The following is a 17070-nucleotide window of genomic DNA, read 5'->3' as shown; positions in this document are numbered from 1 at the left end:
CCTAATTGGTTTTCAAATAATACCTGAATAAAAGCTCACCCCGCGTCGAGGCATATAATGCGGCATTCCGCGGCGTAATCAGGTTCTTCCGCAGGTCGACTGCTGCATTCACATCATAATTTTTCCCGGCCAGCAGCTGGAGGCTCTGCCTGATGCCCAGTTGCCTGGCAATATCGACATTGTTCAGGTAGGTAATCCCTGATGACAGCTGGAGCTTTTTGAACAGCTGGTACTGGTAAGCGATATCGGAAGTCAGCAAGTTACCGATCAGCTTATAGCCGGATAATTCTTTGTTGTAGAACAAAGTACCCGTAACCGCGCTGCTTTTGAAGGCGATGCTTTGGATATAACTGACATTTAACAGGTTGCTGCTAAAATCGGAAACATAGCTGTTGTTCAGGCTCTGGTTACCAATGCTGATATGGCTGGTGGAATAATATTTACCGATCTTATAGGTGTCATTGGCATCCAGCTCGAATTTTTGGGTGTTATATACCGGTACGGAGACGCCGTCTGAAACCTTGCCGGTACCGCCGGAAAGGTATTTCAGGCTAAAATTCAGCTTATTGCTGACCTGGTACCGGCCGGTGAACTGCAACTGGTAATTCTTCCATTTATCGTTGCTGATATAACTCAGGGGCATCTGCCTGAAATCGGTACGGAGGATAAACTGGAGCTTGTTGCGGTACATCGCTTTCCTGACACTCCCGCCAAACTTCATGGTGGAACCTGAATTGCCGTTATTGGCCGGGTTCTGGTAACCCAGCCCGCCATAATTGAAATAAATATGCTCCGTGGCGTTCAGCCGCGTGCTGTTCAGGTCATGGCTAAACCCGACCGCCATGGATTGAAAAAGGTCATTGTTCAGGGTATTGCTGACGCCCGCCATTTGCTGCAGGACGGCCTCGCTGCCAACCTGGTAATTATTGTTATACAGGGTGGATGACTTGGATACGTTAACCGCGAAATTTCCCAGGTCCCCGAAATTCAAGAATTTGGTCAGGGTGAACGCTACCGCATTGGAAGGGATCGACGGGTTGTTCCGGCTGAAAGCGCCCTGGCCGCTGAACGAGCTCACCACCGAGAATTTGACTTTGCCGAATATGCTGCGCCTGATCTCCCCCCCGATATAAGTAATGTTTTTGGGTGCCGAATAGACCGAATGCTGGTAGCCGGCATCTTTCAGCGAGCTGATATCATCCAGCTTGCCGTAACCGAAGGTTAAGGGATAACCGCTTACTTTGATGCCCAGGCTGGCACCGTTAACCAGCCGGCTCTCGTTATCGGTGGCGCCGGGAACCTGGCTGCCAAAAGACCCGAACCTGAAATCTTTGACGCCGGTCAGCAGAGACTGTAGGCCGTTGGCCGGTTTTTTATCCATCAGCGCGGTAAGTTGTTCCGAACTATTGAACTCGGGGCTGCTTTTCCCGCCGAGGTAATTCTCTTCCTGCAGGAGCCGGGCCGGATCTATCCCTTTTTTTTGCAGCAGGGTTTTGATCGCAGTGATGACCAGGGCGATACTATCGGCCTTCCGCTGGTTCTGCTCCCCCAGGGCTGCAGCCAGCGCGGTGTCCCCATGGGCCATCCGGCTGGTCTGCCGGTCGGCGATGGCGGCAAGTTTACTCTTCAGTTCTCCCCTGGATGCCTGGATCAGCCCCTGCAGGTTAGCCGCGTCGCCGAGGTACTGATGAAAATCGGCGTTCTTCAAACCTTCCTGCCCGTTGATGGACCGGACCTGTTCGGAAAGCGTCTGGCGTACATACTCCGTAAAATCAAAACCATGGAAAGCCGTGTTCTTCAGGTCTGTATATTGCTGGAGCTGGTTTTTGAGCAGGCCGGAAAACATATCCGGGTTAAGCCCGAGTTTATACAGGTTTGCAGCGGAACGGTTATCGCCGTTAAAAACAGCCTGATTATTCGATATGCTGATATTGACCGGGAAACCGAAGGCGACCACGCTGCCGCGGACGCCGACTACGTTTTCGATTTTATTCTGGGTATAAATACCAGGTACCGGATGGTACCGGAAATCATTTTCGAGGGAAAGCCCCGCGGTTACCGCCGGCATTTTGACGTCTCCCAATTGCTTGGCGATCTTGTCGGTTATTACAACGGTGTTTATGGGGGCCGTTTTTTTGACAGCGGCCTTTGCCGATGCCAGCTGTGCGGCACTGCCCTGGAGCAGTCCCATGGGCCGCTCCAGGCTGTTTTTGACCGCATTGGTGTCCGACCCGGGGGCGGTAAGCACCAGACCGGTCCGGGAGCGCGTTGCGGCCGGAACGGGGGATAACCCGGCGGTATTTCCGGGTACCGGAAATAAGGCATTCAGTATCTTTTTCAAAAAGACCGAATCCGCTTTCTGGTGACGGCCTGTCGTGTCCTGGCTAGCTGTCCTGCAAAAAAGCGCGGCGGGCCTTGCGCCTGTTTCCAGGGAACTACAGGCAAGCAGGACGACGCTAAGAATTGCTATACTAAACTTTCTCATTAAAAGCACCTATTTTGCGGATCAATTATATTTTTGACGGGAACCGGCCCCGGTTCCCCCTTTTTTACTTTGGAACAGCTGCTTCGAGCCGGCGGTCCGTTTCCCCGGCTGCCGTTATTCCGGGCCCGGGTCCTGCCCGGCAAATACCAGCCCTGACTGGCCGCCTGCGTCGGACCTCAGCACGAGTTGTGCCCCCGGAGCAATACTGACCATGGTGGCATTGTCGGCCACGCGCCATACCCCCCCGGGGAGAATGATAAATCCCCCGCTGGAAATCGTTTTGGTCCCGGAAACCAGCCGTACGTTTTTTAAGGCTGTACCGGTCGCTGTCGTGTCGCTCAGTACCTGGTTCCCGCCGCGGAAGCGGATCGTATCATTGCCGCTGGTTATTGTGGCCGTATTACTGAATTTTTCGCCGAGGAAAAGTGCCCGGTTCAAATTGACGGTTCCTGCATTGCTGAAGTTGCCGCCGACACTCAGGTAAGCGTTATTGGTCTGCAGGTCCAGGGTACCGGCGTGTACGGCCAGGTAGCCGTCTACATTCAGGCTGTCTCCGCTTGGGGCGGCGGTCTTTTTTACCCCGCTGCCCGAAATAACCAGGTTCTGGTAGGGTTTGGGCCGGAGATCGAGGCCCGCCAGCGAACGGCTGGCCACGATCTGGTTTCCGCCGGCATACTCGACCAGCCCGGTACCGGTACCCGTCAGGTTGTACAGGTCGACGGTGTCAAAGACCGGGTTGGCTATGACAAAAGAAATATTGCCGAAGAGCTTCAGTCCAGGGTGCTGCCCGGCAGTGATATCGATGTGGAACATGGCTGCCGGCCTGGACTCCGCGAGCAGGCCCGACAGGAATACCGGGACGGAGTTGGTCAGCCTGACCTGGCCATAGATGGTCATCTGCCCGGCCACTAACGAAAAATAGCCATCATTATGGGACAGCCCGCCGGACAGCAGGAACGAGGTCACCGAATTGACCAGCACGTCACCCGAAACCGTAAAGTTGGCGATCATCGCGATCAGCCGGGTAGTTTTAACCGCAATAATTTTGCCGGGTATTCCGTCTCCGACAATCAGTGAGCCGCAGGTAAGGCTCCCGCCGCCGGCAATAATCGTATAGCCGGCAGCATCATCTCCGCCGTGGCCTTGCTTGATAAAACCGGAAACCACCATGGCTGCCCCCGGGGCGATGGTTAGTGTCAGGGGCTGCTTGTTGCCCAGCAGGAGGCTGGAACATTGTGTAGCCGAGCTGACCAGTGGCTGGTAGCCGAAGGGGCTGAGGCCGATCTCTACCTCGTCCGAGGCACCAGGGACCATGGCCGGGCTCCAGTTCCCCGCGTTGTTCCAGTCGGAACTGAGTACGCCGGTCCAGGTCAGCACCGTTTTCGCCGTACATGTCCGTATGGAGACCAGTAAAAGAAGCAGGCAAACTGCCAGCCTGCCGCATGCCTGCGCCGCCCGGAACAGTAGCCTGGGCCGGACAATAGCCTCAGGGGCTGCTATCAATATGATTTCCTTGTTCATAACAGCCGGTTTAAGGAATGGTTACATAGGCGTTGCCGTCACTGTCAAAAGTGACTGTTGCGTTGTCGACAAGCCGGGAACCGTCATCGGCCACATGTACATACTTCCAGCTGCCGTTTGGCGTTTTGAATATTTCCTTGCCGTCGGCAGTCATCACTTTGTTGGCGGTAACAATACAGCCGTTCCCGTCTGCGACCACGATGGTGCCCGAGCGGTCAGGAAAGACGACGCTGCGCCCTCTAGTGAGATTCGGGGCATGTATTTGAAATTCGTAGCTGCCGCTATTCCAACTGATGGCGCTTTTGCCATACCTCGAATAACCACCATCCACGTTGGTGTTATAGACAATATAACCATCGTAGGTCTGGGCTGTAAAAATGGTTCCGTCAGAATTCTTCACCCCCACGGAGCCGATACCGGTCACCGTAACGTTTGTTGCGGCTATTCCTTGTGTAATCATCCCGACATCAGCCCTGATCATGCCGCTTACCCAGGCGTTCCCAGTCTGTGGTCCCCCGTATTGGTTTTGGATCCCTGCCAGCGGGATAGTGCCGTTGCTCAGGTCGCTGGTAGTGAGTATCCTCTCCCATTCGCGCCCGGTTTTGACGGTATACAGGCCCTTCCCCCTGTCTCCCGGGTCCTGCTGGTAGACCATCAGTCCTGTATTGCCATCATAATTATCCAGGTTGATCGCGTTACGTTGCGCATAGCTCATGCTCGAGGTCTGGAAGCCCTTGGTGGTCGACATCAGCTGTATGCCGGCATTGGCACTTGGTTGTCCGGTGTACGAGTCGGCTATAAGGAGGTTACTACTACCCGTGATCGCGCTGGAAAAGGTTTTCGCACCGGTAATGGTTTCGGTGCCTGCCAGGTGGACGACCAACCCGTCAGCCGCCGGGCTCGCGCCACCCAGGCCGCCCAGGTCTGCCGTGGTCAGTATCCTGTCCCACACACTTCCGGAAAGCACGGTGTACAAGCCTTTTCCCTTATCGCCGGCGTCTTTTTGAAAGACCATCAGCCCGGTATTGGCATCGTAAGGTTCCAGCCCGATTGCGTTACGCTGCGCGTAGGTCATATTGGAGGTCTGGATGCCTTTCGTGGTCGAAAACAGCTGGATGCCCGCGTTGATGCTCGGCACACCCATAAAGTCATCAGACACCGCGAAGCCTTTTCTCACTTTGGTATAGGATTGCCCTGAAAGAAAACTCTGGTTGGTCTCGTCGCTAAGCCCAACACTAAACGTGCTGTAAGGGCCGGTCGCTATATACAACGAACTCGCACTGCTCAGGTACCTGATATTACAGGCGTCATCATTGTTAAATCGGAGGCTGCTGGCGATCGACACCGGACTGGTAAAGGTCTTCGGACCGGTGATCGTTTCAGTGCCGGCCAGGTGTACGACAGTATTGTCGGCCGCTGCCGGTGGGATGGTTCCGTTGGTGAGGTCACTAGTGGTCAGTATCCTGTCCCACAGCCGTCCTGACATAACGGCATACAGCCCCTTACCTTTATCACCGGCGTCCTGCTGGTAAACCGTCATCCCGGTGTTGCCGTCAGAATAATCCAGGGAGATCGCGCTGCGCTGTGCATAGGTCATGCTGGAAGTCTGGATCCCCTTGGTGGTCGACAGCAGCTGGATTCCGGCATTGGGGCTGGGCCAGCCGGTATACCAGTCGGATATCAGGAGACTGTTCTTCATCGAGACCAGGTTGGAAAAGGTCTTCATACCGGTAACCGTTTCGGTCCCGGCCAGGTGAACGACCGCGTCGTCGGCAGCCGGACTGGAGCCGCCGCCGCCAGCCAGGTCGGCAGTTGTCAGTATACGGTCCCATATGCCACCAGAAAGGACCGTATACAGGCCTTTACCTTTGTCACCCGCATCCCTTTGAAAGACCAGCAGCCCGTTATTCCCGTCGTAAGGCTCGAGTCCGATGGCACTACGCTGCGCAAAGCTCATATTGGAGGTCTGGATACCCTTGGTGGTTGAAAACAGCTGGATACCCGCATTGATGCTCGGCACACCCGTAAAGTCATCCGAAACCGCAAAGCCGGACTTGACCTTCGTATATCCCCAGGACGTCAAAAAGTGCGCATTGGATATATCGCTGGAGCCAACACCAAACGCAGCGTAGGAACCTGTTGATACAAAAACCGCGTTACCGATCGGGCCCATTCCGCTCAATCCCGTCAGGTAATTCAGCCCGGCCACATCCGTATTCAGGCGAAGGCCGTTGGTGAAAGTCGCCCGGCTGGTAAATGTCTTGGCACCGGTGATCGTTTCGGCACCGGCCAGGTGGACGAACAGGCTGTCATCCGGCAGCTGTCCGGTGCTTGATTTTAAGAAATAATTCCCCAGGTTGTCCCGGATATCATTCCCGATGATATTGATCCCCTGCCCGTCTTTGGATATGGACAGTCGATCGATCATGTTTTTAAAGACAAAGTCCTGGGCAGACGCGCCGTTGAAAATAATGGTTAGTATAAACAGCAGTAATAATTTTTTCATGATTATTTCAAAAAGAATTTGATTTGGCATATAATCCTGGATGTGCCGCTATTCGGCGGGCATCGTTATCGCAGCCCGGCAACCCCTTCCCTACCTGTTCCTGCGCCGCAAAAACGGCAAAGGCACACCGCCGGGTTCAGCAAACACGTATTGGCTATGCGCAGATCAAGTATCGGCACATCAGGCGGGTATCCGGAAAATTAGAGCTGTAGGCTTTATTGGGGGTTTATCGTTCCGCCCGGGGAACCGTCAACCACGATGAATTCCCTGTTAATGATAACCGGTGAATCAATGGAACAATAAAAGCGTGAAATGACATGGCTCGGAGAAAAAACCGGCAAAATCCAAAGGGGGTAATAAAGTAAAATTGCTTCATATTGGAAGTGATATTGTTAGATTGACTGCAATAATAATATATGTCTTTGAATAATACAAACGCATAACAAGGAAATAATCAACATTTTTAGATTTTTTTTTCCACATTTTATCCATAATAAATAACCGGCCCGGCAGGCGCCTCGGGAAGCAGCGCGCCAATGGCCTGACGATAAATCCGGGTGGAATGACATAGTGCTTTATGGCCAGTATCCAAACGTTGAATGCACGAAGAATAATAATCTGAGGCAGGTCAGCCGCTGCATCAATGCATACATGCTCCATTCCTTCTGACTGACAGGACACCTGCCAGCTGAAGCCATACGGAGTTTTTCCGGACGCGCGGGTTTGATGGTCCGGCGATAGCAAAGAGGGGAATAACAGCCATCCTGCTAATAGCGGCAACCTTACCGGAAGTGAGTGGGCTTGCGATATTAAGCGGCAGCAACAGACTGATTAAAAATATGCGGATGCCTGTAATCGCCGGCCAAATAAGAGCGGAATAGCCCGCTCAGGCAAAAAAATTACGGAGCGCAACCCGTTCGCGTTCTTTTGAGCGCAGGCTAAATGTAATAATCCAGTTAGTTATTATTGAAATAAACAGGATGAACACGATAAGCAATGAATTACTCAAGCCATCAAACATAAGCACCATCCCTATTGATAATAAATTTATTACTGATAAGCACAGGGTTGTTTGCAGGTGATTAAGCCCTAACCTCAAAATACGATGATGAACATGGTTCCTGTCGGCCTCAAAAGGCGATTTACCGCTTACTATTCTCAGGACAAATACCCTTAAAGTATCAAATACCGGGCCTATCAATATGGCTATGGCCAATGCGGGTGCATGGCTGATAGTGGGGATGTTTTTATGCTCAATTTTTGTTACCTCGATAAACTTAACAACCATTACTGCCGATATTAAGCCAATAAGCAACGCGCCTGTATCGCCCATGAATATTTTGGCAGGCGTAATATTGAATTTTAAAAACCCGATAACAGCACCCACCATGGCCAGCGAAACGGCGGCAAGCTCATATTGCCTGATATACATAAATAAAAACGCAAATGCGCCGTTTACAATAATGCCGGTAGTAGCGGCCAAACCATCTATCCCGTCAATTAAATTGAAAGAATTTACGATAAGCATAATAAGCAATACCGATAATGCGGCGCTTGGCAGGTAGGGCAACAGCGTAATGCCAAATACACCATACATACTGGTAATACGGATATCGCCGAGCAATACCAATATTAACGCAACTACAAACTGGATTAAAAACTTAGTGCTTGAGTTAACGCCGGAAAGATCGTCCTTTAATCCCATTGCAAAAAGGATAATGCACGAAATAAGCACATAACCGAGCGGGAGTGCCTTATCAATTATACTAAATAACAGCGTAGTAATGGTAAAGCTTACAAAAATGGCCACACCCCCCAAACGCGGAATGCCGTGGTCATGTTGTTTTCTGAAATGGCCAACGTCATCATACAAGTGCCTCGAACGCGCAACATGTAATATAGATGGGATGCATAGCAGTGTAATTAATGCTGAAAATACGACTATTAAAATATTGTAAACTAAATGAGACGAATGTAAAAGTTCAAGCATTGTGTGGGGGTATTAAGATCAATTCGTGTTATTGTTAAGCCGTTATACGCAAGCGTTTAATAAAAGTTTAATTTCAAATTAAAAATATTGATAAATTTTCCGCAGCGGTTTCAATACCAGTGCCAGCACAGGAACCACGATGTTATTTTGGCGCATCGCCTTTAAATCAAAACTCCAGGCCTTAAGCCGGTTTATTAAACTGCTGTTACTCACTCCGCCACCCTGCATAATCACCATTACTTTATTTAAATAAAAATTCCTGATCTTATGGCGGTGCATAAACCGCAGCATTAACTCGTAGTCGGCCGCCGAACCATGTTGGAGGCTGTAAAAACCCCATTTTTCGAACAATTCCCGTTTGCAGTAAAAGGTGGGATGCGGCGGCATAAAGCCCAGGTTAAAGGAATTGGCCCCACAAGGCTTCGAATTCCATTTGCGTTTAACCTGGCCGGCAGGGTTTACAATCAGCAGGTTGCCGTATACGGCCTCGGCTTTATTTTCAATAAAGGCCTGAACCACTGCCGATAAAACATCCGCACCGGCCAAACGGTCATCAGCGTTCAGCGTCCCTATAATTTGGCCGGTAGCCAACTTAATGCCTTTGTTCATCGCATCATATATGCCCTTATCCGGTTCCGAAACCAAATGGCTGATGAATGAACGGTACTGACCGATAATTGGAAGGGTGTTATCCGTTGATCCGCCATCGATGATAATATATTCCATCTCAGGCCATTTTTGGCTGATGACTGATTCGATACATCCGGCAATAGTATCCTGTGCATTATAAACAACGGTAATTACTGAAATCTTCAAACGCTAAAAATAGGAAAAATACACCGTAGCAATAGCCGCAAAATGTGTAATTTTGAAATTATTGTTAATTATAAACACATTAAGGATAAGTCACCGTCCCTATGCGCCAAACAATTTATTTATTTTTTCTTTTTTTAATATCGGTTATGATAAGCTCGTGCTCGGGCAAACAATACCAGGCGCTTTTCGAACAAAAACAGGCGGTTACGGATACATCGCAAAATACCGTTAAAGATCTGCACAGTTACCAGATCAGACCGCAGGACCTGCTACAGATCCGCAACCTTCAGAATATCAGGTATGTAGTAGACGAAAGCCCTTCCACATCAGGCGGTAGCGGCGGCGGCGGGGCTGCCCAGATTTACCAGGTTGAAGAAGACGGCACAGTGGCGCTGCCTGTTATTGGACATGTTGCGGTAGTGGGCCTGACCCGGTCCCAGGCGGCGAAACTTATTGAAGATCTTTACCGTAAAAACCTCCTAAAAGATCCCATCATCGAATTGAAAATTACGAATCTGAAAGTCACACTCCTGGGCGAAGTCAGGGGACAGGGCAGTTTCCCGCTGGTCAAGGACAGGACCACGCTGGTTGAAATGATCGGGCAGGCAGGTGGCCTGACCGACCGGGCCAATGAAACGAATATTAAGATTATACGGGGTGACCAGCTAAATCCGCAGGTGACCTATGTTAATTTGAGAGATATACAATCCATCAATGACCGCAGGTCCATACTTCAGAATGGCGATATCATCTATGTATCCCAGAACAAACGCGCGGTGCGGAACGATAACCTGCAAAATGTGTCCACCCTGGTTCAGCCCATATTGCTTTTATTTAACACGGCCTTAGTAATTTTATCGCTTTCACGCCGCTAATGGAAGAGACAGAAAAAACGCAAAGAAAACTACCCAGCCAGGAAATTGATTACCTAAAGATCGGCAAGATATTGCTGAGCCGCTGGTACTGGATTGCTGCATCCGTAGGCATTGCCGTATTAATTTCCTATACCTATTTGTGGTATACACCCAAAACTTATGCGACATCCGGTACGCTTAAGATTGAAGAAAAAAAATCTGAAGTATCCGACCTCGTTGCTGTCATGACCGTGCCCGACCGGGGGCCGTCTAAAATACAAAGCATTACTTCCGTACTGCAAAGCCGCGGCCTGATTCTCAGCGCCATCAAGGATATGGACTACCGGGTCGGTTTTTATTTATCGGGGCGGGTACGCACGTCGGAAATCTATCCCTCAAAGCCATTAAACATTCAACTGATCAAGTTTGACAGCCTGAATTTTTTTCACGGGCTGATGACTTTCAGGCCGGTTGACAAAGAAACGTTCAGCCTGTCTTATGAGGCCGGCAGCAAAGAAATTAAAAACAGGTTCCGATACAACAGGCCGGTAACCATCGGTAACACCAGCTTTAATATCAAGTATCCCGGGAGTATTGATAACGGCACCATTTATATGTTTAATTTCAACATACCTGAGGATTATGTAGGCCGGGTACAGGGGGGATTAAGGGCCGGTGAAACCGGTAAGAACACCAATATCATCGCTTTGCAGGAAACCGACTCGAACCCGCAGTTTGCAGCCGATGTGCTCAATAATATCATGAGGGAATATGTAGTCTTTGACCGTAACCAGAAAGCGCAGTCAGCTTCACAGATGATCGATTTTATCGACAGCCAGCTTTCGTTCCTGTCCAACGAGGTTAAAGGGTCGGAAAGCTCGATCGAGAAATATAAAAACAAGACCAAAATACTAGATGTCAGTTCGGCATCGAGTACCTCAGCTACCAAGGCTGCCGAAATAGAATCCAACCGGTCTTTATTAAAAATACAGCTGATAGCACTTGACCAGCTGAAAGACCAGATCACCAGGGAAAAAGATAATGTAACCGTAAACTTTAGCACCGGCGGAACAGATTTACCGGCATTAAACGCGCTGATCAGCAAGCTGGATGCGCTGATATCGGAAAGATCGGACTTATTAAAAACATTCACCCTGAACTCCCAGCCTTTACAGGACATTAACCAGCAAATCCTGCAAACGAAGCTTACTGCGCTCAACAACATCAAAGGGATCCGCAACGGCCTGGAAAAAAACTTATCCTATTTAGACAGCCAGCTGTCACAAGTCAATCAAACGATCATGGCGCTGCCAGCCGCCCAGCGGGACCTCGTTAGCCTGCAAAGGGACTTTGAGATCAACGATAAAGTTTATTCATTCCTTTCAGAAAAAAAACTGGAAGCCCAGATCAGCCGTGCAGGCATATTACCGGGCGCGACGGTTATTGAATTTGCACAGCCCAATTTTAACGCGGTATCGCCCAACGAGCACGACATTCATCGTTCCGCTATTATTTTCGGCCTCGCCGTCGGCCTGGGGCTCATCATTTTGATACGGGTCATAAACCCTTATATTTATGACAAGGAAACTATTGAAAGCCTGACCGCCATTCCCATACTGGGCGTAATCAGAAAATACCCCGAACTAATTGATGAAAACAGCAGGCGGGTTTTGGCACTCAGTAAGCCCCGTTCGATTTTTGCTGAATCTGTACGGTCGGTACGTACCAACCTGAGCTTCCTGGCTTCAGAAAAATCAAGTAAGGTCATCTGCATTACATCCGAAGTTGCCGGTGAAGGCAAATCGTTTGTAGCGGTAAACTTATCAAGCACCTTATCGCTTATCGATAAAAAGGTAATCCTTATAGGGGCGGACTTGAGGCGTTCAAAAATACATAAGACCTTTCATGTGCCCAATGACCTGGGCTTAAGTAATTACCTGGCCCATCAAAGCCAGATGGAGGAAATCATCTTAGCTTCCGGTCAGGAGAATCTGGATTTTATTGTATCAGGCCCTGTTCCGCCTAACCCTTCTGAGTTGCTGCATAGCGGCCGGATGATGGCTTTGATAGACTGGTTAAAAACGAGATATGATATTATCATGATCGATACCGCCCCGATTGGACTGGTCTCCGATGCTATCCCGCTGATCCGCGTCAGTGACATCAATGTTTTTGTAATCCGGTCGGGCAAATCCAGGTATTATGCAGCCTCCGTGCCGCAACGGATAGCCCAGGAATACCACCTCGACAATACCGTCATCGTACTAAACGCTTATGAGGAAGATCTTTTACATTCCAGGTATTATACCACCAAGTTTAACGGAGAGAATGCCGGATCCAGGTACTACTATTACTCGGATTACAGCGGCTATTCGGGATCCGGGTATTACGCAGATGAGGACAAAAACAAATGGTGGGATATCAGGCAATGGTTTAAATAAAACGGACGGTAAAAAATGGATTTAAATGCAGGTTCAACAAAAAGATGGTACCCGGTTTATACACAGCCGCGTGCCGAAAAAAAAGCGTTGCAGGCATTGACCGACAAGGGGGTTGAAGCCTACCTGCCCCTGCACCGCCAGCTCAAACAATGGAGCGACCGTAAAAAATGGGTGGAAGAACCCTTTCTTAAGTCATACATATTTGTTAACATTGCCCAACACGAGCAGGCTGATATATTGATGACAAGAGGTATATCCAGGTTTTTATATTTCATGGGCAGGCCTGCGTCGATGCCCGGCCGCCAGATAACCGAATTAAAGTTATTAATGGCCAGTCCCTATGAATTAGAGGTAACCGAAGAAAACCTTCAACCCGGGGAAAAAATCGTCATTAAAGCGGGGCCGTTAAAAGGCATGACCGGTGAGATCATCGCACAACGGTCTCAAAAGCAATTGATATTGAGACTCGAAAGTATTGGATGTTCTATCATCGTCCATGTTGCTGCATCATACATTGAACGATTTTAACTGAAAATATTTATTTTTAAACAAAAAGTAAAAACCGGCTGTATAAAGGCCGGTATATAGAACAGCATCTGCTGATATTAAAATAAGCAAGTAGTTGTTTTACAATAGGTTACAGACAATCCCTGTGACTTACCGGGCGAAGCTATGAACAGACGAGACTCCATATGTGCCGGATTGCAGGCGTAATTAACAAACACGCACCACCCGCTGTAATCAGCAGGCAGGTCAAAGCCATGTGCAGTACCTTGCGGCATGGCGGCCCTGATGACGAGGGTACGTTTGCTGACGAACAGCACCACCTTGCTTTTGGGCACCGGCGGTTATCCATTATTGACCTGAGCGCAAACGGGCACCAGCCGATGTCCGATGTCAGAAAAAAAACCTGGATAACGTTTAACGGCGAAATTTACAACTACCCTGAACTAAGGGATGAGCTTTTAAGCCTTGGTGCTGAATTCCGGACGGTTACCGATACCGAAGTGATCATAGCTGCCTACCTGCAATGGGGCACTGATGCCTTCGCCAGGTTCAGGGGAATGTTTGCTTTTGCCTTATTTGACAGCCTTAAAAAGCGTACTTATCTTGTACGTGATACTGCCGGCATAAAACCTTTGTATTATTTTACCCGGCCAGGCCAGTTGAGTTTTGCATCAGAAACGAGGGCTTTCCCGGCGGCAGGTCTGGCCACGGAGCAGGATGCCACATGGCCGGTACGTTTTCTGGCATTCGGTCATATCCCGGAACCCTATACGACCTTGAAGAATGTATTCAGCGTCCCCAAGGGCCATTATTTATGCTGGGACCATGCTGCTTCAACCCATCTGGTCAATTCCTACGAGATAACCGGGCAGCCCAAAGACCAGATAACCGATGCCGGCGAAGCACGCCAGCTTATCAGGGCGGCTTTAATTAAAGGTGTTCACCGCCAGTTGATCGCGGACGCTCCCCTGGGCGTTTTTTTGAGCGGCGGTACGGATTCCAGCCTCCTCACACTGCTGGCTGACCGGGAGAAAAAGGAACAGCTGAAAACCATATCGATCTTCTTTAACGAAAAAAGTTATGATGAACAGGCCTATCAGCGCCTGGTGCTGGATAAGGTTAGTGGCCAAAATTTTTCGCACCTGGTCAAGCAACAGGATTTTGAGAGTGCCCTGCCGCAGATTATCAGCGCCATGGATATGCCGACGACCGACGGCATCAACAGCTGGTTTATCAGTAAATACGCGCACGATGATGGCTTGAAAGCGGTGCTGTCAGGCGTGGGTGCAGACGAATATTTTGGCGGATATCCCTCTTTCAACAGGATCCGTTATATCGGGCGTCTAAAAAACATCCCCCCGCGCCTGTTCTCCGCAGTTGCCCATTTGCTTCCTGACCCCTATAAAAAGCTTACTTTTCTGGCCAGCGATCACCCCCTTGCCGACTACCTCCTGCTTCGGGGCTTATTTTCGCCGGGAGATATCGCCCGCGTGCTGGATATCAGTGCCAGGGAAGTCAGGGATGTCCTGTTCGACCAGGTCAGTTTGCCTGGAATGCGTACCTACGATGCCGAACAGGCATCCTGGTTTGAAACAAATATTTACATGCAAAACCAGTTATTAAGGGACACGGACGTGATGAGTATGAGCCATGGCCTGGAAGTAAGGATACCATTTTTAGATGAAGACCTGACCGGTCTGGCCGGACGGATTGTACCTTCTATACGCTTTAGCCCGCAGCAACCCAAAAAGATCCTGATTGATAGTTTTTGCGACCTGCTGCCGACGGCTGTATGGAACAGGCCCAAAATGGGCTTCAGCTTTCCCTTACAGCGGTGGATGGCCCAATATCGGCCCATCAGCGACCCTGATTTATTCAAAAACAAGCTGGCGCAAACTACGATTAAGAAATTCGCTAACAACCAAATCCACTGGTCCAAAGCCTTTGCGCTTTACCAGGTACAACCTTATGTCTAAAAAAGTGATCCTGTTTACCTTACAGACATTCAGCACAACCGGTGGTATACAAAAGATGACCCGCACCCTGGGGCATGCACTATACCAGCTGTCGCAAAAGCTAAACTGGCATTTTGAGTTATGGTCGGCCTATGATAAAAACAATGACCTGATGCCACAATACCTGCCATCCGGCGCGTTTAAAGGTTTCGGTATAAATAAAATAGGCTTTGTGTTAAGGGCTATAAGCAGATCTGTAAAGCCCGATATCGTGATTTTAAGCCACATCAATCTTGCGGTTATCGGTTTACTTATCAAATTGGTTAATCCAGGGTGCAAAGTATGGGTTATTGCGCACGGCATCGAGGTGTGGCGGCCGCTCTCGCTGGTTAAAGAATACCTGTTAAAACGCTGCGACAAGGTGGTCTGTGTAAGCAATTATACCCGCGGGCAAATGATCGTAAGGCATAACCTTAACCCTGCTGTTTGCACCGTACTGAATAATGCCATTGACCCTTTTATGAAATTGCCTGTCGATTTTCAAAAACCACAGCATTTGTTGGCCCGTTATCAATTAAACCCGGAACAGCCTGTAATTTTCACCCTTACCCGCCTGGCATCTACGGAGCAATACAAGGGTTACGAGCATGTCATACAAGCTGTAAGTAAAATAAAAAGTAGCTATCCCGGTATCAAATATATCCTGGCCGGGAAGTACGATACCAAAGAACAGGCCAGGATAAAAAGACTGATCGCAGAACATGACGTAGCCAAACAGGTAATTTTGACTGGCTTTATTGAAGAAGATGAGCTGTCTGATCACTTTTTACTGGCCGATGTGTTTGTATTGCCCAGCAAAAAAGAAGGGTTCGGCATCGTTTTTATAGAGGCGCTGGCCTGCGGTTTGCCCGTGATCTGCGGCAATGCCGACGGCAGCATCGATGCCATCAGGGACGGCGAACTGGGCAAAGCCATTAATCCCGATGACCCTGCCCAGCTGTATAATTGCATTACCGGGTATTTAGAAGCGCCGCTGACGCCGGCAAAACGCGATAACTTACAAAAAAAATGCATCAAGTATTTTAACGAAACAGATTATATGCAAAAACTACACTTGCTGTTAAACGAATGAGTATGCCTGATAACGAAAAGTGGGATATCGAATTAACCCATCACAGCAGTTTGCTCGACTTAAAGCTGAATGATGTCTGGCATTACCGCGACCTGCTGATGCTGCTGGTGCGGCGCGATTTTGTTTCATTTTATAAACAAACCATCCTCGGGCCACTCTGGTTTTTTATCCAGCCCTTGTTTACGACGATCATTTACACCTTTATATTCGGCAACCTGGCCAATATATCGGCCGATAACCTGGATAAGCCGCTCTTCTACATGGCAGGCATTACCGCCTGGAATTATTTTGCCGATTGTCTCACCAAAACCTCCACGGTATTTACGGCAAATGCCGGGCTTTTCGGCAAAGTTTACTTTCCCAGGCTTATTGTCCCGCTCAGCATCGTGGTTTCTAACCTGATCCGGTTTGCCGTACAGATGGCGCTGTTTTTTATTACGATGGGTTTCTACGCCATCAAAGGATCCAATGTACACCCCAACATGTACCTGTTATTATTCCCATTTCTACTGATACTGATGGCAATGCTTGGCCTCGGCCTGGGCATGATCATTTCCGCAATGACCACCAAATACCGCGACCTGAGCTTCCTGATCACTTTTGGTATACAGCTGATGATGTATTTAACAACGGTTATCTATCCCTTATCCACGGTAAAGGAGAAATACCCGAAATACGAATGGCTGGTCGAATATAACCCGATGACCCCCATCATTGAGGCCTTCAGGTACGGTTTCCTGGGCAGGGGAACGTTCACTATGGTATCCTTAGGCGTTACCACAGTGATCACCATCCTCATCCTTTTAGCCGGTATCATCATTTTTAACCGCGTCGAACGCACATTTATTGATACTGTTTAACCT

12 protein-coding genes are annotated in these 17070 nt (G+C 49.2%); 7 read left to right on the top strand and 5 right to left on the bottom strand.

The window, feature by feature from the left end:
* Position 1 precedes the first annotated feature (1 nt).
* From ACFGVS_RS01015 to ACFGVS_RS01005, 3 genes are all read right to left on the bottom strand, one after another.
* Complete coding sequence (locus tag ACFGVS_RS01015) at positions 2–2485, bottom strand: hypothetical protein (protein ID WP_439697091.1); 2484 nt, start codon at positions 2483–2485, stop codon at positions 2–4.
* A gap of 114 nt (positions 2486–2599) precedes the next feature.
* Positions 2600–4006: a hypothetical protein gene (locus ACFGVS_RS01010; RefSeq protein ID WP_439697090.1), complete on the bottom strand. Its 1407-nt coding sequence runs from the start codon at positions 4004–4006 to the stop codon at positions 2600–2602.
* Positions 4007–4016: 10 nt separating this feature from the next.
* Positions 4017–6512, bottom strand: a complete 2496-nt coding sequence (locus ACFGVS_RS01005) for a hypothetical protein (protein ID WP_439697089.1) — start codon at positions 6510–6512, stop codon at positions 4017–4019.
* A gap of 23 nt (positions 6513–6535) precedes the next feature.
* Here ACFGVS_RS01005 and ACFGVS_RS01000 point away from each other — a divergent pair, with 23 nt between their 5' ends.
* Entirely contained in the window at positions 6536–6724 is a 189-nt protein-coding gene (locus ACFGVS_RS01000; protein WP_439697088.1) for a hypothetical protein, read from the top strand.
* 674 nt (positions 6725–7398) lie between these two features.
* Here ACFGVS_RS01000 and ACFGVS_RS00995 read toward each other — a convergent pair.
* A complete protein-coding gene (locus ACFGVS_RS00995; protein ID WP_439697087.1) occupies positions 7399–8502 on the bottom strand; it encodes an MraY family glycosyltransferase in 1104 nt (367 codons plus the stop codon).
* A gap of 78 nt (positions 8503–8580) precedes the next feature.
* Positions 8581–9318 carry a glycosyltransferase family 2 protein gene (locus ACFGVS_RS00990; protein WP_439697086.1) on the bottom strand — a complete coding sequence of 246 codons (738 nt, stop codon included), beginning with the start codon at positions 9316–9318 and terminating at the stop codon, positions 8581–8583.
* Between the two features lie 146 nt (positions 9319–9464).
* Here ACFGVS_RS00990 and ACFGVS_RS00985 point away from each other — a divergent pair, with 146 nt between their 5' ends.
* From ACFGVS_RS00985 to ACFGVS_RS00960, 6 genes are all read left to right on the top strand, one after another.
* Positions 9465–10193 carry a polysaccharide biosynthesis/export family protein gene (locus ACFGVS_RS00985; protein ID WP_439697085.1) on the top strand — a complete coding sequence of 243 codons (729 nt, stop codon included), beginning with the start codon at positions 9465–9467 and terminating at the stop codon, positions 10191–10193.
* Complete coding sequence (locus tag ACFGVS_RS00980; RefSeq protein WP_439697084.1) at positions 10193–12613, top strand: GumC family protein; 2421 nt, start codon at positions 10193–10195, stop codon at positions 12611–12613. The genes ACFGVS_RS00985 and ACFGVS_RS00980 overlap by 1 nt, the downstream gene beginning before the upstream one ends.
* Before the next feature lie 15 nt (positions 12614–12628).
* Positions 12629–13141 (top strand): UpxY family transcription antiterminator, encoded by a 513-nt coding sequence (locus ACFGVS_RS00975; protein WP_439697083.1) that lies wholly within the window; start codon positions 12629–12631, stop codon positions 13139–13141.
* Positions 13142–13305: 164 nt separating this feature from the next.
* Complete coding sequence (asnB, locus tag ACFGVS_RS00970; protein ID WP_439697082.1) at positions 13306–15096, top strand: asparagine synthase (glutamine-hydrolyzing); 1791 nt, start codon at positions 13306–13308, stop codon at positions 15094–15096.
* Entirely contained in the window at positions 15089–16207 is a 1119-nt protein-coding gene (locus ACFGVS_RS00965) for a glycosyltransferase family 4 protein (RefSeq protein WP_439697081.1), read from the top strand. Before asnB ends, ACFGVS_RS00965 begins: the two co-directional genes overlap by 8 nt.
* Positions 16208–16209: 2 nt before the next feature.
* Positions 16210–17067 carry an ABC transporter permease gene (locus ACFGVS_RS00960; RefSeq protein ID WP_439697080.1) on the top strand — a complete coding sequence of 286 codons (858 nt, stop codon included), beginning with the start codon at positions 16210–16212 and terminating at the stop codon, positions 17065–17067.
* The last annotated feature ends 3 nt before the right edge of the window (positions 17068–17070 follow it).

Source organism: Mucilaginibacter sediminis, from assembly GCF_051903035.1.
Classification (GTDB): domain Bacteria; phylum Bacteroidota; class Bacteroidia; order Sphingobacteriales; family Sphingobacteriaceae; genus Mucilaginibacter.
The sequence above is the reverse complement of the archived record's forward strand: the minus strand, read 5'-3'. Positions and strand labels throughout refer to the sequence as shown.